Below are 19,866 nucleotides of genomic sequence, written 5' to 3'. Positions count from 1 at the left end.
CAGTTCTTAATTGTTTCTTAATCCCGGCTCACAGCGCCCAGCTTCGGGATAACGAAGCCGAAGGTCGTTTTCACGCCGGGCTCGCTTTCGGCCCAGAGAGTGCCCGAATGCTTCTCGGCGAGCGCCTTCGCGATAGCCAGACCCAGCCCGCTTCCTTGAGCAGAAGGATTCCTTGCCCGATCCGTGCGGTACATTCGTTCGAACACACGGGGCAAATCTTCCGGCGAAATCCCGCTCCCCCGGTCCCACACCAGGAGCCGGTACTTGTCCGCTGCTTCCGCCAGCTCGATGCCCAGCACTTTACCGTCTTTTCCATGCTCGACGGCATTTTTGATCAGATTGCTGACGATCCGCAGCACGCTTACCCGATCGGCCACGACGGAGCAGGCTTCCTCCGGAATGCTGGCCTTCAACTCGATGCCATACTTTTTCAGCTCGGGCAAAAATCCGATCACCGCTTCCCGGACAATTTCCGCAAAATCCAGCGTTTCCGGCTTCAACGGCATTTCGTCCGCATCTAGCTTGGCCAGCTCGAAGATTTCGTCAATCAGCTCTTTTAAGGCGACAGCCTTCCCGGACAAAATGTCCAGATATCGCTCTTTCTCTTCGCTCGAAGCCGCGATGTCATCCTTCAACGCATCCGCATAGCCGATGATCGACGTGAGCGGAGTCCGGATATCGTGGGAGATGTTGGACAGCAGACTTTTTCTCGCCGCCTCGGAGCGGATCGTACGAACATGAACCTTGGCCAACTGCTCGATCAATTCGTTGATCGAAAAAATCACCTCGTCAAAATGACGGTCGTCATTGGCAAGCAGCCGGGTATTCGTATTCCCTTGCGTGGCGCGCCTCAGCGCAGCCGTCATATCCTTCAACCTCGCCGTGAACCGGTACCGAACGAACAGATGGACGACCGTCAAGGCAAAGAGCGCAGCGAATAAAGCCCCGTGGACGATGCCTTGGGGCTGATAATTCCAATCCAGGATGACAAGCGCGGACAAGACGATGAACTGCACAATAAGGAGAAAGGCGCCTTTGTCATGCTTCATCTTTGTCACCTGCAAATTTGTACCCGATTCCCCATACGGTCTGAATCCATTTCGGATCGGACGGGTCCTCCTCGATTTTCATCCGGAGCTTGCGGATATGGACCATCACGGTGTTGTCGTCTTCCAAATAATCGCTGTCCCATACTTGCCGGAACAGCTGCGTCTTCGTAAACACCTGCTCGGGGTGCGAAGCCATAAATTTCAGCAGCTCGAACTCTTTGCCCGTCAGCGTGATCTCTTTCCCGGCTCTCGTGACCGTATACTTTTGCAAATGAATCGTCATGTTCTTGAAGCTCAGCACGGTCTCCTGCGGCGAGCCGCTTTCGCTGCCCAAGACCAGGAAACGCCGCAAGTGGGCTTTAATCCGGGCCACCAGCTCATGGATGCTAAACGGCTTCGTAATATAGTCGTCCGCCCCGATGCTCAGCCCCAATACTTTATCGATTTCCTGATCCTTGGCCGTGAGCATAAGAATCGGGACATTCGTCTTCATCCGCAGTCTTCGGCATACCTCGATACCGTCGACCTTGGGCATCATCAAATCGAGCAGGATCAGGTTATAGCGGTGCGCTTCGAACAGACGGAGAGCTTCTTCCCCGTCTGCCGCCGCATCAATCCGATACGTTTCTCTTTCCAAATACGTTTTCACCAGGTCGCGAATTTCCCGATCGTCATCGGCAATAAGAATTCGAATATCGTGCTGCATCGTTCCACCTGCTTTTTTTCTGGCATTCCCTAGATTAAGGGCCGGTTACCATCCGCATTAAAATGTCGCTGCTTGGAAGCCGGTAAGTTTCTTCGTCTTGGGCATTCAGCATCATAAGACTGGAAAGCACCGATAAATAAGCGGCAATCAGCTCCCCAGGATCGCCCGCCGCAATTTCGCCCGTTTGTTGGCCTTCCCTGAAGACAGGAAGCAGCTCGTCGACAAAGCTTTTCAACGAATACTGGGCAATCAGCTCTTTCACCTTCTCCGGGACGCCTTCCGACGTGCGCGCTTGATGAATCAGCTTGAAGTAAGGCCTGCCGCTTTCGTCGAGAATTTCTTTCGTTAAATATTTTATTTTGTCGAGCGGCGAGCCCTGAAGTTCGTAGATGCTCTTCATCGCGTCCTGCGCTCCCAGCATCGCCATTTGGACAAGCGTCGTGAAAAGCTCGTCTTTCGATTTGAAATAGTGGTACAGCAAGCCGTGACTGATGCCGGCCTCGGCCGCAATCATGCTCATTTTCGTTCCGGCGATTCCCCGCCGGGAAAACACCTTAAGCGCAGCGTCCATAATCTGTTCCTTGCGCTCGTCGCGAATTTGGTGCAATTGTTCATCGTTTAAAGGCGCCAATGATTATTCATTCCTTTGCCTGAAAATCTTACGACCATTCATGGATAGATAGACGTCGCCTATGAGTATACCATTTCTCATGATCCGATGGCTATTGAACCCGATCGCCGGATTGTAACGGCCTTTAACGGCTTGCGGACGGATAAGGCGCTGCGGAGAAGGAGGGTATGATGTCGTCCCATACGTGCTCCAGCGGCTGGCCGTACTGCTGCGTGAGCTCGTCAAGCCACTGCCGGCCTTCCTCCGTCGCCGCGAGCACGCTCGTGACCAGATCCGGATTCAGCATTTCCTGCGGCGACATCGACAGCGTATTCACGGCCCAGTACAGTCCGAACAGCTTAAAATCGGGCCCGGCCGTCGCGCGTTCCAGATGCAGATCGAGATATCTCCGGCCGAACGAAATGCCCTTTAGCGGCTCGACGCCAGCATATTCGACACCCTCCCACTGCAGGTCGTTCGCGCAGTTCAACCACCAGGCCGGTTCGATCGCAGCCTGAATGTTTCGGAGCGCCCGTTGTTCGAATTGCGGCCGGGGGACCTCCCATTGCTCGCGCAGGCAAGCTTCCAGCACTTCCGCTTCGATCGCCGCGACGGTCATGCCTTGACCGAAAATCGGATCGTAGATGCAGAAAGCGTCTCCCAGCACCAACAGTCCGGACGGCCAGCGGTCCATTTGTTCAAAATGATGGCGGTGCAAGGCCGGCACACGAAATCCGCGCGGGTTGGTGATCGGCTCGAGCCCTTGCAGCAGCTCGGCAATAAGCGGGCTCGGAAGCTGGGCGACCGCCTGCTCAAATTGTTCCGCATCTGTTGGCGGATAATGTCCGCCAGGGCGGTAGAGCAGCACCTCTGCGATCTGATTCTCAATGATCGAAAACACGCCCGAGAATGTACCGTTTGCCGGCTGCCCCCCAATGATCACGGTGTCCCACGTTTCGGTCAGATGGGCTTGACTGGGAGGAATCCGGTACCGCCGGGTGCTGTAGCCTAGATTGACCTTCAACAGGTCCGGCTGCGGCACGTCGTATCCCAGCTTCTCCAGCCATGCAGTCAGCTTGGAGGAACGCCCGCTGGTATCTACGACCAGATCGGCCATCAGAACCTTTTCTTGCCCGTCCGATCCCCGATCCCGGACCGCAATCCCCGTAACGGCGGCATGATCAGACGTCGTCAATAAGCGCAGCACTTCATGCTTCGGAAGAAACCGGACGCCGGGAATTTCCCGGACACGCCTGCGAACGACCCACTCCAGCAAAGCCCTGCTGAACTTGTAATCGTTGCGCGGATACTGAACGACCACGCTTCCGTACTGATTCATGTTGTGCACGGTCTTGTTCAGCACCGATCGGGCTCCCTGCTCCGCCAAATCCTGTTCGAAGTCCGGGAAGAAGCGGGTCATAATCTCTTTGCCCCGCTGGGTGAAGCGATGCGGGTGAAACGATTGAGGCGTGCCTGCCCGGTCTTCCGGACCGACGGGAAAATCGTCCTTCTCTACGATCACGACTTCTTCGTAATAATCCGATAGCACCCGTGCAGACAGTAATCCGGCAATGCCTCCTCCAATAACGAGGGCTGTTCCTTTTTTTCGCATGTTGTTCATAAGATATCGCTCCTTTTTTTGTTTATGATTGACTTAGTCAGTCAATAATTTGGCGCAGCTATTCTTGTAGGCCGCTTATGAACCTTGGGCTTGAAGCAAACGGCTACGGCTTATCCAATCACCCCAAAGCCGGACGCAACTTGCTCAGATGTTATTCCTGACTTTTAGATTGACTAGATCAGTCAACTTCAAATTACACTGCTTTTCATTTCTTGTCAACGACAATTTTTGCGTTACTCTCAAGTCAAAAATATCAAGCCATCCCCGGACCGGTTCAATGGTTCCGGAGTCGCAGCAGGTGCAAAGAAAATTTTTTTATTGACATTGTCACTAGTGTCAATCTTTTAGAATAAAGTCGAACACGTTGAAAGGAGTGCTTGCACTGATGAATAGCAACCCAAACGAAAAAGAAAACCATGAGCAGGCAGTAGCAGCCGGCCTTACGCCGGTCACGGTAATTGGTCTGGGGATGATGGGGGCGGCGCTCGCCGAGGCGTTCCTGAAGGCAGGCCACCGGACGACCGTCTGGAACCGCTCGGCCGGGAAGGCCGACGCTCTCGTCGCCAAAGGAGCCGTCCGTGCGGCTACGGCAGCGGAAGCGGTGTCGGCGAGTCCGCTCATCGTCGTCTGCGTGCTGGATTACGAGGCCGTCGACAACATCCTGAGCCCCTTAGGCGGACTTCTGGCCGGACGTACGCTGGTGAATCTCACGAACGGAAAACCGGAACAGGCGCGCAAGGCGGCGAAGTGGGCGGCTGAACAAGGCGCAAACTACCTCGATGGCGGGATCATGGCGGTGCCCCAGATGATTGCGGGGCCTAATGCACTTCTGCTTTTCAGCGGATCGTCGGAGGCTTTCACGACTTATCAGAAGGAGCTGGACGTACTTGGTTCCGGCAAATACCTGGGCGAAGATGCCGGTCTGGCTGCGCTCTACGACTTGGCTCTGCTCAGCGCGATGTACGGGATGTTCGGCGGTTTTTACCATGCCGTTGCGTTGGTCGGCACGGAAAAGGTCGAAGCATCCGCGTTCACGGCGCTTGTCATTCCATGGCTGCAGGCCATGATGGCCTCTCTGCCCCTCCAAGCGCAAGCGATGGACGCGAACGTTCATACGACCGACGTCTCCAGCCTCAACATTAACAAGATCGGCTTTGTGAATCTGATCGAAGCCAGCCAAGAACAGGGCATCAGCACCGAATTGGTCACCCCGATTCAAGCCCTAGTCGATCGGGCGGTCGCTGAAGGCTATGGCGCGGACGGCCTTTCCAGGCTGGCCGGACTGCTTAAGAAGCCGTAATTGACGTAAGCACAATGACGAGGAGGTTATCCCAATGGCAAACGAAAACCGCACATCGGTAACGGTTCTCGGCCTAGGTCCGATGGGTCAGGCGTTAGCCGGCGCGTTCCTGAAGGCAGGCCATCCGACGACCGTCTGGAACCGCACGCCCGCCAAGGCGGATGCGCTTGTCGCACAAGGAGCGGCTCTCGCCAATACGGTTGTCGAAGCTGTCGCCGCCAGTCCGCTTGTGATTATCTGCGTATTGGACTACAACGCCGTAAATGCGATTCTCGCCCCTGCCGGAGATGCCTTAAAGGGGCGGACGTTGGTTAACCTTACCGCCGATACGCCGGAGCGGGCCCGCGAAATGGCCGCATGGGCAGCCGCGCGGGGATTCGACTATCTCGACGGCGCGATCATGACCCCTACGCCAACCATCGGGCAATCCACGGCAGTCGTTCTGTACTGCGGACCGGAAGCCGTGTATGAGGCCAATCGGCCGGCCTTGGCCAGTCTGGGAGGCACCGCCTCGCATCTCGGCACGGACCCTGGAAGGGCAGCGGCCTATGACGTGGCTCTGCTGGATATCTTCTGGACGTCCATGAGCGGCTATATTCACGCTCTTGCCTTGGCCCGGGCGGAGAACATCGCAGCCAAGCATCTTGTGGTTTACGCTCAGGGCATTGTCCACATCATGCCGGACATTATGACCGAATTCGCACGGCAGGTCGACGACGGGCATTACCCCGGCGAAAAGTCCAACATCGTCTCGGCGGCGGCCGGTATGGAGCATATCATTCATGCCGCTCAAGCCCGCGGGATCGACGCCAGCGTACTGAGCGCCGCTCATGCCGTTGCCAGGCGGGCCATCGACGCCGGTCAAGGCGCCGACGCATTTTCGCGCCTCGCCGAGCTGCTCGGCAAGCCGTCTGCGTAATCCGGTGGCGGTCGGACGTCTTCATAAAACGATCCCGGTCCGTTCCCCGGACCGGGATCGATGTTCATCGCGATAGTCCGAGCGGTCTAATATCCGCCGCCCATCGCGATTCCCTTTTCTTTCATTTGACGGATCTGCTTTTCCAACCGCTGCTGAACCGTAGCCAATGCGTTCATTTGCTTGTTAATCTCGTTCAGCTTCTCCTCATAGACGGCCAGCATTTCGCCGCAATATTCGTCCTCTGCATACTCCGGATAATTGTCCTTGCAGTTCAATACTTGTTCTATTTCGTCGGTGCTCAGACCTAAGCGAAGATAAATTTGGATCGTTTTCACACGATCCACAGCCGACTCGTCGAACTCGCGGTAATCGTTTTCCAGCCGGTTCGCCGTAAGCAGCTTCTTCTTCTCATAATGCCTGATGGAACGCGGGCTTACGCCGGTTGCTCTGGACAACTGACTGATTTTCATGGAAAATGCCTCCTCACCCAAATACTCCGTTCTTAATTATAAACTATGACATAAGGGTTAAGGTAAAGAGGCAATTTTTCAAGAACCGCTTTTATCCGGTCAGCGACCGCCTCAAAAAGGCCGCGGTATAAGATCCGTCCGCTTGTGCGACTTGCTCCGGCCGGCCCTGCGCGACAAGATAGCCGCCCGCTTCTCCCCCGTCCGGTCCCAGATCGACGATCCAATCCGCCTCACGGATCAGGTCCAGATGATGCTCGATAACGATAACCGTATTCCCTGAATCCACCAGTTTATTCAACAGAAGGAGAAGCTGACGCACATCGGAAGGATGCAGTCCTGTCGTCGGCTCGTCCAGCAGGTACACGGTATGCCCTTTTGTTTTTTTGCTTAATTCCTTAGCCAGCTTGAGACGCTGAGCTTCTCCTCCGGAAAGCGTAGTCGCCGGCTGGCCCAACTGCAAATAACCAAGCCCCACCTCGCACAGCAGCGCCAGCTTGTCCGCCAGCTCGCGATGCCTGCCGAAGAAGTGCAAGCTTTCCCGGACCGTCATATCCAGAAGCTCGGAGATGTTCTTGCCCTCGTACGTGACGCTCAAGATATCATCCTTAAACCGCCTTCCGCCGCAATCCGGGCACACAGCCTCCACGTCCGGCAAAAAATGCATATCCAGCAGCAGCACGCCCAGCCCCTGGCATTTCTCGCATCTTCCCCCGGGCAGATTGAACGAAAAATGCTTCGACGACAGCTTTCTCTTCTTGGCTTCCGGCAGCTCGGAGAACAAATTGCGGATCAGCGTAAATACGTCGGTATACGTGGCGATGTTGGAACGCTGGATACGTCCGATGGGCGTTTGGTCGACCGTAATCAATCTGTCGATATGCCCGAGCCCGTCGATGCTTCCGCATTCCAAGCCACCTTCCGTGCGCCCCTGAACCTGCTGTCGCCCGGCCGGATCGATCAGATCGAACAATAACGTCGATTTTCCGGAGCCGGAAACGCCGGTAATCGCAATTAACGTGCCTAAAGGAAACTCGACCGTGATGTTTTTCAAGTTTCGCGCAACCGCATTCCGGACGGTTAAAAAGGCGCCGTTGCCGGGTCTTCGCTCGGAGGATAGCGGTCGTCCATGATCGTTTCTCAGAAATTGTCCCGTGACCGAGCCCGGCTTCGACTTCAGCTCCTCCAACGTTCCGGTGCCAACGATCGTCCCTCCCTGGCGGCCTGCGCCCGGCCCCATATCGATCAAATAATCGGCTGCTTCCATCACTTCGACGTCATGCTCGATCACAAGCACGGTATTCCCCAGGTCGCGCAGCTGCTGCAGTACGCCGATGAGCGAAGCCGTATCCTTCGGATGCAGCCCTGCCGTCGGCTCGTCCAGAACGTACAAGACACCGGTAAGACCCGAGCCTAACAGCGAGGCCAGCCGAAGACGCTGCGCTTCCCCGCCGGACAGCGTATTGGCCTGCCGATCCAGCGACAGATACCCTAAACCGACCTTAGTAACCCGCCTCATGCGCTCCGCAATATCTTGGATGATCGGGTCCAGTACGCTTTGTCCCGCTTCGGAGAGGGCAGGCCGCATTTCGTCCAGCCACACCATCAGGCGGTGAAGCGGCCATGATGAAATTTCGGCAATCGATTGCCCGTTTATCTTGACCCGGCGGCTATCGCTTCTCAGACGCGTTCCATCGCATGCGGGACAAGGGCGGCGGGTGAAATAGCCCGCCAGCTTCCTCGACTGAGCGGTATCTCCGGTCTGCTCCCGGTGCCGCCGGTGCAAATAAGTCAGCACACCCTCGAACCGTCCTTTTCCGACCGACTTGGGCGCCTTGATGCTAGGAAAACGTCCCGCAAACGGCTCGCTTTCCACGCCATGAAGCAGCAAATCCCGCTGAACCGGACTGTAGTCTTTCATAGGCGCGTCCGGATCAAACGTAAACCCGTAATGCTTCGCCGCAGCCTGCAGCACGTCGGAATAATAATCGATGAACATGCCGTCCCAAAAAGTGACGCAGCCGCCGCGAAAGCTCCGCTCTTCATCGAACACCAAGCCCGTCTCCAGGCTTGTCACGATTCCCAGTCCGGCGCACGCTTCACAGGCGCCTTCCGGCTTGTTGAAGGAGAAGTGGGCCATCTTCAGCTTGGGGACCGCGCACCGGCATTGGGGACAGCGATCCGTTTCCGAGCTATGGCTCTCCTCCAGAAGCTTCGCCCCGGGAGCCACTCCTTCTCCGGCCGGTTCGAACGAGGGCCTTATCGTGGCGCCGCACGACGGACACGGCCGCTCCCCGAGCCGGGCGTACAAAACCCGTAAATACGTATAAATCTCCGTGACCGTCCCCAGCGTGGACCTTGGGTTCCGGTTGGCGATCTGTTGGCCGACCCCAATCGACGGGGAAAGACCGGTGATCGATTCCACCTTTGGCTTGTCGATCGCATCCGTGACCATGCCCATCGATTCCATGTACTGCCTCTGGCATTCCTTCTGCAAAATGTCCATCGCCAACGTCGATTTTCCCGAGCCGGACAATCCGGTCAAGACGACGAGCTTGTTCTTCGGAATGCTCAGCGAGACGTGCTTCAGATTATTTTCATAGGCGCCTTGGATGACAATGGCTCCTTCCATCCTGTATCCTCCTCGTTTCCGTCTGTCTTAGGTACCGCACCTTCCTAGATCAAGTATACGTGCCGCACATGACATCTACTGTCATATTGGAGGACTTTGTGAACATGATGAAACGGAGTATCGTGCTGGAGTATCGTGGAATCGAAATGAGAGAGAATCGAATGAGGTCAAAGCTAGAGGGCATGGGACGTTGTACGAAGAATGAGGGGGATTCCGAAAAGGAACCGGACGCGCCGGAGCGCAGGACCGGAGCTTGACGCGCAGCCTGCGCCGAAACGCGGACTGCACGCCTGCTGCTCCATTCCTCTGCCTGAACCGGGCTATTCCTGCTCCAGGACGCCGGCCGTTTCCTGCGATGCCATTTGCTTCTGCGCGGAGGCGACCGGATTCCGGTTATGCTCGAATTCGTTCATTTCGCTAAATGACTCCTTTTCGCTTCCTTGTGGCTGCTTTTCTTTGTCGGAGGCTTTGAGTTCCGCCATCAGGTTCCCTCGCTTGTCGGTCGTTTTGCCTTAGCATGTATAGAATATCCAGTCCGGCCGGAATCGTATGCACGGCCTCCCGCGGTCTACGCCCCAAGCTCCAGCTTGACGCCATATTCCTTAAGCCAGCAATTCACCTGCACCAGGTAATCCAGAATCGCGCGGGCGTCGGTTCCGCTCTCTACGGTGCTTTTGCCTTCCGCGATAAGCCTCACCTTCCCGGTATCGATCAACGCATGAATCGGAGCGTTCGGGTCGTCGAGAATGTCAAGCATCCACCGGCTGATCAGATCGAAGTAAGCTTTGTCCTTCGTGCTCGGGTAAGCGCTCTTCCGGCGATTCCGGACGTCATCCGGAAGAACGCCTTCGAAGGCACGGCGCAGGATACCTTTTTCGATATGATCGATGCTTTTCAGCTTGAACGGTACGTTCCACAAGTATTCCACGAGCCGGTAGTCGCAGAACGGCACGCGCACTTCGAAGCCCGTCATCATGCTGGCCCGGTCTTTGCGGTCCAGCATATAAGGCAGGAAGCGCATGATGAACAGGTACGAGATTTGCCGCTGCTTCCGCTCAAGCTCCTCTTCGCCTTCGAGGAACGGAATCTCGCCGACGGCTTCCTGGAAACGCCGCTTGCGGTACGCTTCGAGCTGAAGCATGTCCTGAATATCCGCTTTGAGCACGTCCGAGGCATAGCCGAAGTTCAGCAGCCACGGAAACACGTCGGCATTCAAAAACTGCTCTTGATAAAAGAACGGGTACCCGGAAAACACTTCGTCTGCGGACTCGCCGGACAGCGCCACCGTCGCATCCTTCTTCATTTCCGTAAACAGCAAATAAAGCGAGGTTTCAATCTCGCCTACGCTCGGAAGGTCGCGGGCCCGCATCGGCTCAAGCAAATGCTCGATCAGCTTCTCCGGCCCAAAGACGACGGAATGATGCTCCGTGCCGACATGCTCGGATACCCGCCTGACCCAAGGCTCGTCTTTGTCGCGCCGCATAAAATCCTCTTCGAAATCGCGGTCGTTGTTTACAAAATCGATCGAATACGTGTGGAGCTTCTTCCCCTGTTCATGGAAATTTTGGCCGGCGAGCGCCGTCAATCCGCTGGAGTCGAGCCCGCCGGACAGCATGCAGACGACCGGCTTATCCGAGATGAGCTGCCGCTTCACCGTATCTTCGAGCAGCGAGCGGATCGTCCGGACCGTAGTCTCGGTATCGTCCGTATGCTTGCGGCTTACCAGCTTCCAGTAGCAGATATTGTCGCTGCCTTCGGCCGTAAACGTCACGTAATGGCCTCCTTTGACCTCCTCGACATCCTTGAACACCCCTTGTCCGGGTGTCCGCATTGCCCCCATGCCAAAAAGATCCGCCAGCCCTTCACGATCGACGACGGGCTCCACCAGCGGATGCGCCAGCAGCACCTTGATTTCCGACCCGAAAATAATGGCGCTTCCTCTTCTGGCAAAAAACAGCGGTTTTACCCCAAGGTGATCCCGGCCGAGCATCAGCTGCCCGCGCTGCTCATCCCAGATGCCAAACGCGTAAATGCCGTTAAAATGCTTTACGCAATCTTCCTTCCACTCGACATACGAATGCAGAAGCACCTCCGTATCGGAATTCGTTTCAAACCGGTGGCCTTTTCCTTCCAGTTCCTTTCTCAGCTCCCGGTAATTGTACAGCTCGCCGTTGTAAGTCAAGGCGATGGTCTGCTCGCCATCCCGATAAAGCATCGGCTGCTTCCCGCCTTCGGGATCGATCACGATCAGGCGGCGGTGCCCGAAAGCAGCCCGTTCCGACAACCAGAAGCCTTCGGCATCCGGCCCGCGATGCGCAATGGACCTCGTCATTTCCGTTAACACCGACCGTTCCTCGGAAAGGTCCTTGGACCAATCCACCCATCCTGCAATTCCGCACATGATTTTCTACCTTCTTTCCTCATCGTTTAGTTTGTTGCGCCTTTCGGCTCTAGAGTTAACATCACACCGCCTTAAATTCGACCAAATGCATAAAACGGTCGAAATTTGAGTGAAAAAATCGACCAAATTTATCCATTGGTCATAATTTAATAATAAGACATTCCAACAATTTTGGCAAATATTGACTATTTAATCAGGTTAATGAATAATAGATAGCAGATTATATACAATGGGGGCATGGACGGGTCAATGAAACAACCGGACAAAAAACAAAAAATCATCGAAGCGGCAACTGAGCTGTTCCTCCATTCGGGGGTCCGGCGGACAACGCTGAGCAAGATTGCGGAGAAGGCGGGGATCGGTAAAGGAACAATCTATTACTATTACGAGGATAAGACCCAAATTCTGATGGATTGCTACATGCGGCATGTCAACCAGATGCGGTCCAAGGCTTTCGCCGAGCTTCAACAGGAGAGCGATGTTTTGGTGCGTCTGCGCAGCATTCTTGGCTATTTAAGCGCGGAGGTGCATCAGGACCCTTTCGTTTCCACCTTGTTCGAGGAATACAAAGAATTTCGGCTTGCGGAGATTGAAAAGTGCTTCGTCCAATCCGAAGAAGCCGCCGTTCAATTGATCGGCAGCTTGATCCGGGAAGGGCAGCAGCAAGGGCACTATGCCCAGGTGCCGCTGCCGCTTACCGCGTTTATGTTGGTCAAAATGATTTTTTCCTACGAGCTCGATTATCCGAAGACGGAGCAAAGCGATCAAGACTTGAAGCAGCTGCTTCGTCATATGCTGCGCAAACGCCCCGCCGATTGAACCGAAGCGGCAGCTCATTGCGGTGACGCTGCCGCCCGGCCGAAACCGCCGGCTGCACGAGTTCTAATCCAGTACGGTGCTTTCCCCCGCGGGAGCGTCGGCTGGCTTTACGCGAACCAGGTAATAAAGCACGGCTACTGCGAAAATGACAACTACGACGCCCCAGAGCGGAACATTCATGCCGAACAGCGGAAGCGAGGTCGTCATGAGACTGTAGCGGATCACGCAATAAAGGAACACCAGCCCCAGAATCAGCGCGATGGCCGGAATAACAGGGAAGGCCACTTTAAAAGGCCGCTCCATATTCGGTTCCTTCACGCGCAGAATGAACAAGGAAATCATGCTGAGACAGTACATGACGACCGCTCCGAATACCGCAAGCAGGATCAAGGCATTGGCAAAATCGGCGGAGCCGGCGCAAATGACGCCGATCGCCCCCGGGACGATGAGCCCCCATACCGGTACGCTTTTGGAATTGAGTTTAGCCAGAAACTGCGGGAAATAGCCGGCGCGGGCCAACGCGTACGTCTGCCGGGAATAGCCGATAATAATGCCGTGCAGGCTGGCAATCAGGCCGAACAAACCGATAATCGCCACGCTCATGGCCAGCCAGCTGCCTTCGCCGTAAACGCTTCCAAGCGCCTGAGGAAGCGGATAATCTGCCGGTTTTCCGATGCCTCCTCCAAGACCGGCCGTTACGAACAGCGTCAATAGCGTAGCTGTAGTCAGCGTCAAAATGCCGGAGATAAAGCCGCGCGGAATGTCCCGCTTCGGATTCTTGACTTCTTCAGCCGCCATCGCCCCGCCTTCAATCGCGAGGAAGAACCAGATCGCAAACGGAATGGCCGCCATGACGCCGCCGCTTCCCCCGATAAACGCATTCTCGTTCACCAAATTCTCAATCTTCACATGCGGCAGCCCCGCTGCGTAAAAAATCGCAAGCCCGATCAACGCGGCGATCGTCGCGCCAAGCTCGATCAGCGCGGCACCCTTCATCCCCACCAGGTTGATCAGAATAAAAAATACGAACACGCCGATGGTCACATAGACCGGTTCAACCGCCGGAATCAGGAAATGCACGTACGCCCCGGTCGAAACCGCAATAGCCGGCGGTGCAAACACAAATTCCAACAGACACGCGATTCCGGCAATAAAGCCGCCGAACGGCCCCATCGCTCTTGCCGCGTAAGCCGAAGGCCCGCCAGCATTCGGAATGGACGTGGACAGCTCGGAATAGCTGAATATGAAACAGGTAAAAAATACGATGACGAGCAACGAAGCGATCGCAAGACCCATAATTCCGCCCTGCTCAAACCCGTAGTTCCACCCGAAATATTGACCGGAGATGACCATCCCGACCGCAATTGCCCAAAGATGAATCGGCTTTAACGTCTTCTTCAATTCATGATTTTCCATACGTCAGTTCTCTCCTTCATGTGGGCTATGAGGACTATTTCAGCAATTTCTCTTCGGACGATCCTAAACTAACGCTTTTTTCGGTATTTCGGAAGGCTCCTGTATTATCGTCTCTTCCTTGCAGCAAATATTTGGCGTTTCCTGTGCCGATGCCGTTAGCCGCCGTTTTCGACAATTCCCCGATTTCCCCTCCCTTCAAGCGGTTTACGATCAATCCCAGCTTCATGTCTTTAAAATCCGTCAGCATCTCCGTATCGCCGTCGCTGTCTCCGGCCACGAAGAGCGGCCCGTGCCCGTATTTTGATACCAGAAAACGCTCGATCGTCTTCGTCTTTCCTTTGCCCTGCGTCTGGTCGTACCCCTTGCGATATTCCGGCTGGATGACCCCAGCGGCATCCCGTTCCAGCTCCATTGCCAGGACGTGATCCTCCGGGAGGGAATAGCCGTATTTCGGGTTCGACGCAAATTCTTTAACCACATCGACAAAGGAAGCGGAGCATATATAGACGTCGATTCCGTTGTCCATGAACGTTTTATACAGATTTTGCTGCTCCGCGAACGCCCGCAAGCCGGTTTTAATCTTCACTTCGACAACGCCCGCTTGACCCGGCAATTCGCCCGGACTGGTCAACGTTTTCTCGCCGATGGCGTCCTGCAGATTGTAATCGATGGAGGCTCCCGCCAATTGACGCACTTCCTTCTCCGTCATGCCGGAAAATAAGTACGTTACCCAAGGATAGCTGACATCCGGGCTGAAGGTTCCCCCGATCGCTTCGTACAGATATCTGGCCTTGGCGACAAAATCTTGATATTGCGGGGTCGCTTTGATTTCCTCCAAAGATTTGGTTCCCTTGAACCCTTTGTAGTTTTCATACAGATACTTGTAATCCGCGCCCAAATCTTCGCTAATGAGATCGATCTGGACAGGCTTCCCAGCCTTATTATTGAATTCTTTCTTGAAATTATCCTTCGGGATATTCTTTTTGATTGCGCTTACAAATTGTTCCGGCGTCATTTTAAACTGCAAGTTCGTAAGCTGGTACGTCAACAAGGTTTCTTCGACATCGTTGAATGCGGAGGTGTTGTCCCAATCAAAGACGGCGTAAGGCCTTTTGTCCTTGTTATAGCTTTTGCTGCCGATACCGTAGTCGTCGATTAACGCTTGAATCGCTTTGTGATTGGCCGGAGCCCAGTGCAGTAGGGCCAGTTGTTGCGAAGGGGACGGCGCAGGTTGTTCCGCTCGGGTCTTGACTTCCTGCTGCGTTGTGGTCGATGGACTGCAGCCTGCCGACAAGCTTACGAATGCGGCGGCTAATATCGAAACGATCGCTTTGGTTGTTTTGACGCTTCCCGATGGTCTTTCCGTTCTCTTAGGTTCGACCAGCCTCATACTTTATCTCCCGCCCTTTCTAGTTTTGATCCCAGTCGTTTCGGAAACAAAAAAATGCCTTGGAGCAGAAGCGAAATTACACACTTCTGCAGCCATGGCACCGTTGCCCTGTTTTATCCACTTGTATAAAAAGATATTAAAACACAACCGTCCGAATTTGCAACATTAATTTTTTAGAAAATTTCGCCGTTTACATTTTTTACCGTGTCGCGGGTGGCGATTTGATGCGAAAGATACGTTCTAAGTGTGGCCGGACCTGCTCCGTCCAGCACTTCCTGAAGCGTTCGCACGGCCTTGTAGCCGATCTCGTAAATCGGCTGGGCGACGGTGGTCAACCGCGGCAGCGACATGCAGGCGATTCTCGTATTGTCCATCCCGAGGATGGACACCTCATCGGGCACCCGGACTCCGCTTCGATAAAGGAAATAAATCGCCCCCAGCGCCATCTCGTCACTTGCCGCGAACACGGCGGTCAGCTCCGGATTTTTGTCCCACAGTCTCTCCATCGCCGCATAGCCGTCGTCATAACGGTAGTTCCCGAACTCCACGCACCGGGCGGAATCGAAGTCAAGCTCGTTTGTTCTCATCGCCCGCATGAAGCCTTGAAGACGGGACATTCCGGCGATCGGGTCGAGGTGCGGCCCGCTAATCATGGCGATCCGCCGGTGCCCGCAATCGATCAAATATTGCGCCGCATCGAAGCCGGCCTGCTCGTCGTCGATTTTGACCGAAGGAATGGCGTATTCCAGACTTTGTGTGGAAGCCAGCACGACCGGCAAGCCGAGCTGATTAAAGATTTCGTAATAATCGGGATAAACCGGCTCGCTGGTGAACACGAAGCCGTCGATCTGCTTCTCCTTCATGCTCCGGAGCGCCGAGATCATCCGCTGCTTGTCCTTATCGGTGTTGCAGATGATAATGTTATGCCCGAATTCCTGTGCCGCATCCTCCATGCCGCGGAACATTTCGGCGTAATAATAATTGGAAATATCAGGAATTAAAATCCCCAATGTTTTCGTCTTTTTATGGATCAGACCTCTTGCCAACGCATTAGGGTGATATTTCAATTGTTCGATCGCGCGGAGAACCCGTTCCCTTTTGTCCTGCGATACTTTGTCCGGCGCATTCAGCACCCGCGAAATGGTGCTTATGGACACGCCCGCCAATTTTGCAACATCTTTTATCGTAGCCATAATATACTACTCTCCCGATTCAGGGGAATAAGTATGAAAAGGTTTTCATACCTGTTTCATTGTAAATGATTTGCCATCCTTCGTCAAATCGCCCGAATGTCGCTTAAGAACAAACCTCCGGCTCCACCTTCACAGCGGCTCCGGAGGTTTATTTTGCTTTTATTCTGGGATGATCCGTTTAGCGAACCAGCGTCAAGATGGCTTCCAAGGAAAGCTCGTCCGTGCGTTCGTACACCAGATCGGCATGGGCGAACAGCTCTTTCGCGCCAATCGCTACCGCGAACATGCCCGCTCCTTTAATCGCCTCGACTCCCGCCGCCGCGTCTTCGACGCCAATGCAAGCGCCGGGCTCCACTTCCAGCAAATGAGCGGCTTTTAGAAAGATTTCGGGGTCCGGCTTGCCGCGCTGCACCGTCTTCGCATCCACAATCGCGTGGAACTTGTCCTTGAGACCGAGCGACTCCAGAACCGCAAGCGCGTTTTTGCTGGCGGACGCCAGTCCGATCTTAAGCCCTTGGGCCTCAATCTCGGCAATAAATTCGTTGATGCCCGGCAATACGTCCGCAGGAGTAATATTTTGAATCAAGGTCAAATAATGCTCGTTCTTTTTGTCCGCAAGCGCGTTTTTTTGTTCCTCGGTAAAATCGTGAGCTTTGCCGCCAAGGACGAGAATTTTTTCCAGCGATTCCATCCGGGAGATCCCTTTCAGCTCCTCGTTGAATTCGCGCGTAAACGGGATGCCCAGCTCCTCGGCCAGCGCCTTCCACGCCTCGTAATGGTATTCGGCCGTATCCGTAATGACGCCGTCCAGATCGAAAATGACCGCTTGCACCGGTGTGTTCATATTCTGCTTCCCCTTTCTATAAGCCAAGCTTGGACCGCTCGGTTAGTTAGCTTTCAAGGCTTGCTCCGACGGCCGATTGTGCTGCAGCGTCACGTCGTCCCCGTACAGCTTGAGCGTCAGCGCTTCGCCTTCTTCCAGCGTAAGCCGGATGCTCTGACGGTCGACATCCACGGCGAGCTTCCGTCCGCGGTATTGAAGCTGGAACGAATACCGGTCCCACTGCCCTGGAATTGCAGGCGCCAGCGAAAGCCCGCTCTCTTTCAAGCGCAAGCCGGCAAAACCGTAAACGATCGACATCCAAGTGCCGCCCATGTTCGCCATATGCAGGCCGTCTTTGGTATTGCCGTGCGTATTGTCGAGATCGAGACGGGCCGTTTCGATGAAATAATCGTAAGCTTTGGCATCGTATCCCAGCTTGGAGGCCATAATACTGAAAATGCAGGAAGACAGTGACGAATCATGGGTCGTGATCTTCTCGTAATAGGTATAAGAGTTGCGGATCGTCTCCAGCTCCTGCTCGTCCTCCAACAGGAAATGGGCGAGCACCGTATCCGCTTGCTTGCACACCTGGTAACGGTAGAGCGTCAACGGATGGTAATGCAGCAGCAGCGGGTATTTTTCTTCCGGCGTGTTTTCAAAATCCCAAACCGCTTTTTGCAGGAACGTATCGTCCTGTGGGTTAATATTCAGCGCTGAATCGTATGGCAGGTACATACATTCCGCCGCTTGGTGCCATGCTTCCGCTTCCTGCTTCGTCACGTTCAGCCGCGCGCACAACCGGTCTAAAACCTCCGGGGCAATTTCGGCCAGCAGCCCGTATGCCTTGGCCGCCCACTTCAGATTATGCTTGGCCATGACGTTGGTATAGTAGTTGTTGTTGACAACGCACGTATATTCGTCGGGACCGGTCACGTTGTCGATCCGGAACTCGCCATTCAAATAATGACCCATATCAAGCCAGAGACGCGCCGTTTCAAACAGCAATTCGGCGCCGTACGTTTTCATGAATTCGTCGTCCTGCGTGCCAAGATAATACTGGATGTAGCTGTAGGCGATATCCCCGCTAATATGGTACTGGGCCGTGCCCGACGGGAAGAACGACGAGCATTCCGTCCCGGAAATCGTGCGCCATGGGAACAAGGCTCCTTGCTTATGCCCCATTTCTTTGGCCCGGGCCCGGGCCTGATCCAAGGTCGAATAACGATAAATCAGCAGCTGGCGGGCAATCTCCGGCTTCGTCATCAGAAAGACCGGGAACATGTAAATTTCCGTATCCCAGAAATAATGGCCTTCGTAGCCTTCCCCGGACAAGCCCTTGGCCGAAATATTGCTGTATTCGTCCCGGCCGACCGACTGGAGCAGATGATAGAGATTGAAGCGGATTCCTTCCTGCAGGCTGCCGTCTCCTTCGATATGGATATCGGCGTTTGCCCAAAAGTCGTCGAGATACGTTTTTTGAGCATCCAGCAGTTCTTCAAACGTCAGCCCGCCGAGCTGTTCATGAATGCCGATGGCCTGTTCGACGAGATTATCCCGGTGGCGCAAAGTATCCGTATACACGTTCCATTTCGTCACCCGAACCGGTTCGGTCAAGTCAAACGTCAGTACGGTTTCGCCGTTAGCGCTCTTGACTTCGGCCGCGCCGGATGCCGTATGGCGGCTGACGCAAGCCGTCTTCAAGCCGGACACCAGGGTGCGGTCCATTGCGTAGACGTAGCCTTGCTTTTCCCCGGCTTCTTCCACTTGCAGACGTTTGGAATGACCGGAGGCGACCCGGGGATCATTCGGATCTGCGAAGTTGGATACGTCTCCGTTGACAGTCGACACCACTTTAACCCGCCCGGTGAAATTGACCGGCTCGATCCGCAGGTCAATCGCAAACAATTCTCTGACGGTCATGGAAACGACGCGCCGGAAGTGGAGCTTCACTTCTTTGCCGCCCGGAGAACGCCAGTGCACCGTTCTTTCGGAATAGCCGCGGTCAAGATGAAGCCGCCGCTCATAAGCAACCGCTTCCCCGGCAAATAAAGAGAACTCTTCCTCGTCGTCGCCCAAATAGATCTTGATCGTTTGCGCGTCGATGATATTGAGCAGCTTCTGCTGGGTTCCCGGGAAGGCGTAAAGCTTTTCTCCGTAAGGAATTTCGATCACGTCATGAAACGCGTTCTGGTACGTGCCCCGGATCGAGACCATCTCCGGGCGGTAGCCTTCTTCAAAGTTGCCGCGAACGCCAAGATACCCGTTGCCCAAAGAAAATAAGCTTTCCAGATTCAGCAAAGCTTTCGGAGTCAATTCATTGTTCGTCAATGTCCATGTCACCGCTTATCACTCCCGGACGTAAAATTAGTGTTTGAAAAGCTTTTCAAATTTAATCGAAGCATGGCTTCTAGCTTAGCGAACCATTCCACTCTATTATTAGTGAGATTGCAGGTCGTTGTAAAGTGGTTTTTTAAAGGATTTTCTTTGTTTATTGGCGCGTTTCCCCCTACAGACAAAACC

The 19,866-nt window shown here is 54.6% G+C and carries 16 protein-coding genes; 3 read left to right on the top strand and 13 right to left on the bottom strand.

All coding sequences use genetic code 11. The features are described 5' to 3' along the window. Positions 1-17: 17 nt before the first annotated feature. The 4 genes from PEL01S_RS27245 to PEL01S_RS27230 all read right to left on the bottom strand — a co-directional run bounded on the left by PEL01S_RS27245 (position 18) and on the right by PEL01S_RS27230 (position 3,986). Positions 18-1,049 carry a sensor histidine kinase gene (locus PEL01S_RS27245; RefSeq protein ID WP_127462488.1) on the bottom strand — a complete coding sequence of 344 codons (1,032 nt, stop codon included), beginning with the start codon at positions 1,047-1,049 and terminating at the stop codon, positions 18-20. Then, on the bottom strand, positions 1,039-1,755 hold the full coding sequence (locus PEL01S_RS27240; protein WP_108530656.1) for a response regulator transcription factor: 717 nt from the start codon (positions 1,753-1,755) through the stop codon (positions 1,039-1,041). Before PEL01S_RS27240 ends, PEL01S_RS27245 begins: the two co-directional genes overlap by 11 nt. Before the next feature lie 34 nt (positions 1,756-1,789). Continuing rightward, the gene (locus PEL01S_RS27235; RefSeq protein WP_127462487.1) at positions 1,790-2,386 is read right to left on the bottom strand and encodes a TetR/AcrR family transcriptional regulator; all 597 of its coding nucleotides are present in this window, start codon (positions 2,384-2,386) and stop codon (positions 1,790-1,792) included. Between the two features lie 124 nt (positions 2,387-2,510). After that, complete coding sequence (locus tag PEL01S_RS27230; protein WP_127462486.1) at positions 2,511-3,986, bottom strand: FAD-dependent oxidoreductase; 1,476 nt, start codon at positions 3,984-3,986, stop codon at positions 2,511-2,513. A gap of 385 nt (positions 3,987-4,371) precedes the next feature. On the opposite strand from PEL01S_RS27230, the gene PEL01S_RS27225 reads away from it, so the two are divergent. Together PEL01S_RS27225 and PEL01S_RS27220 are read left to right on the top strand one after the other, a co-directional pair. Further along, entirely contained in the window at positions 4,372-5,286 is a 915-nt protein-coding gene (locus PEL01S_RS27225; RefSeq protein ID WP_127462485.1) for an NAD(P)-dependent oxidoreductase, read from the top strand. Between the two features lie 34 nt (positions 5,287-5,320). Further along, positions 5,321-6,205, top strand: coding sequence for an NAD(P)-dependent oxidoreductase (locus PEL01S_RS27220; RefSeq protein ID WP_127462484.1), 885 nt, complete (start codon positions 5,321-5,323; stop codon positions 6,203-6,205). A gap of 86 nt (positions 6,206-6,291) precedes the next feature. Here the strand turns inward: PEL01S_RS27220 and PEL01S_RS27215 are convergent, their stop codons facing one another. The 4 genes from PEL01S_RS27215 to asnB form a co-directional block, all read right to left on the bottom strand. Beyond that, complete coding sequence (locus PEL01S_RS27215; RefSeq protein ID WP_127462483.1) at positions 6,292-6,675, bottom strand: MerR family transcriptional regulator; 384 nt, start codon at positions 6,673-6,675, stop codon at positions 6,292-6,294. 91 nt (positions 6,676-6,766) lie between these two features. After that, positions 6,767-9,304: an excinuclease ABC subunit UvrA gene (uvrA, locus tag PEL01S_RS27210; RefSeq protein WP_127462482.1), complete on the bottom strand. Its 2,538-nt coding sequence runs from the start codon at positions 9,302-9,304 to the stop codon at positions 6,767-6,769. Positions 9,305-9,624: 320 nt separating this feature from the next. After that, a complete protein-coding gene (locus PEL01S_RS34640) occupies positions 9,625-9,786 on the bottom strand; it encodes a hypothetical protein (protein WP_164824323.1) in 162 nt (53 codons plus the stop codon). 86 nt (positions 9,787-9,872) lie between these two features. Continuing rightward, positions 9,873-11,705, bottom strand: coding sequence for an asparagine synthase (glutamine-hydrolyzing) (asnB, locus tag PEL01S_RS27205; RefSeq protein WP_127462481.1), 1,833 nt, complete (start codon positions 11,703-11,705; stop codon positions 9,873-9,875). A gap of 249 nt (positions 11,706-11,954) precedes the next feature. Here asnB and PEL01S_RS27200 point away from each other — a divergent pair, with 249 nt between their 5' ends. After that, positions 11,955-12,524 carry a TetR/AcrR family transcriptional regulator gene (locus PEL01S_RS27200; protein WP_127462480.1) on the top strand — a complete coding sequence of 190 codons (570 nt, stop codon included), beginning with the start codon at positions 11,955-11,957 and terminating at the stop codon, positions 12,522-12,524. Positions 12,525-12,587: 63 nt separating this feature from the next. Here the strand turns inward: PEL01S_RS27200 and eat are convergent, their stop codons facing one another. The 5 genes from eat to PEL01S_RS27175 all read right to left on the bottom strand — a co-directional run bounded on the left by eat (position 12,588) and on the right by PEL01S_RS27175 (position 19,686). Then, positions 12,588-13,940: an ethanolamine permease gene (gene eat / locus PEL01S_RS27195; protein ID WP_127462479.1), complete on the bottom strand. Its 1,353-nt coding sequence runs from the start codon at positions 13,938-13,940 to the stop codon at positions 12,588-12,590. A 34-nt stretch (positions 13,941-13,974) separates the two neighbouring features. After that, the gene (locus PEL01S_RS27190; protein ID WP_174807016.1) at positions 13,975-15,330 is read right to left on the bottom strand and encodes an HAD family hydrolase; all 1,356 of its coding nucleotides are present in this window, start codon (positions 15,328-15,330) and stop codon (positions 13,975-13,977) included. Positions 15,331-15,503: 173 nt separating this feature from the next. Continuing rightward, a complete protein-coding gene (locus PEL01S_RS27185) occupies positions 15,504-16,523 on the bottom strand; it encodes a LacI family DNA-binding transcriptional regulator (protein WP_127462478.1) in 1,020 nt (339 codons plus the stop codon). Positions 16,524-16,701: 178 nt separating this feature from the next. Beyond that, positions 16,702-17,367 (bottom strand): beta-phosphoglucomutase, encoded by a 666-nt coding sequence (pgmB, locus tag PEL01S_RS27180; RefSeq protein ID WP_127462477.1) that lies wholly within the window; start codon positions 17,365-17,367, stop codon positions 16,702-16,704. 42 nt (positions 17,368-17,409) lie between these two features. Beyond that, on the bottom strand, positions 17,410-19,686 hold the full coding sequence (locus PEL01S_RS27175) for a glycoside hydrolase family 65 protein (protein ID WP_127462476.1): 2,277 nt from the start codon (positions 19,684-19,686) through the stop codon (positions 17,410-17,412). Positions 19,687-19,866: the final 180 nt, after the last annotated feature.

Origin of the sequence: Paenibacillus elgii NBRC 100335, assembly GCF_004000865.1 — a bacterium.
In the GTDB taxonomy this organism is placed as follows: domain Bacteria; phylum Bacillota; class Bacilli; order Paenibacillales; family NBRC-103111; genus Paenibacillus_G; species Paenibacillus_G elgii.
This window is presented reverse-complemented; position numbering and strand designations above follow the sequence as displayed.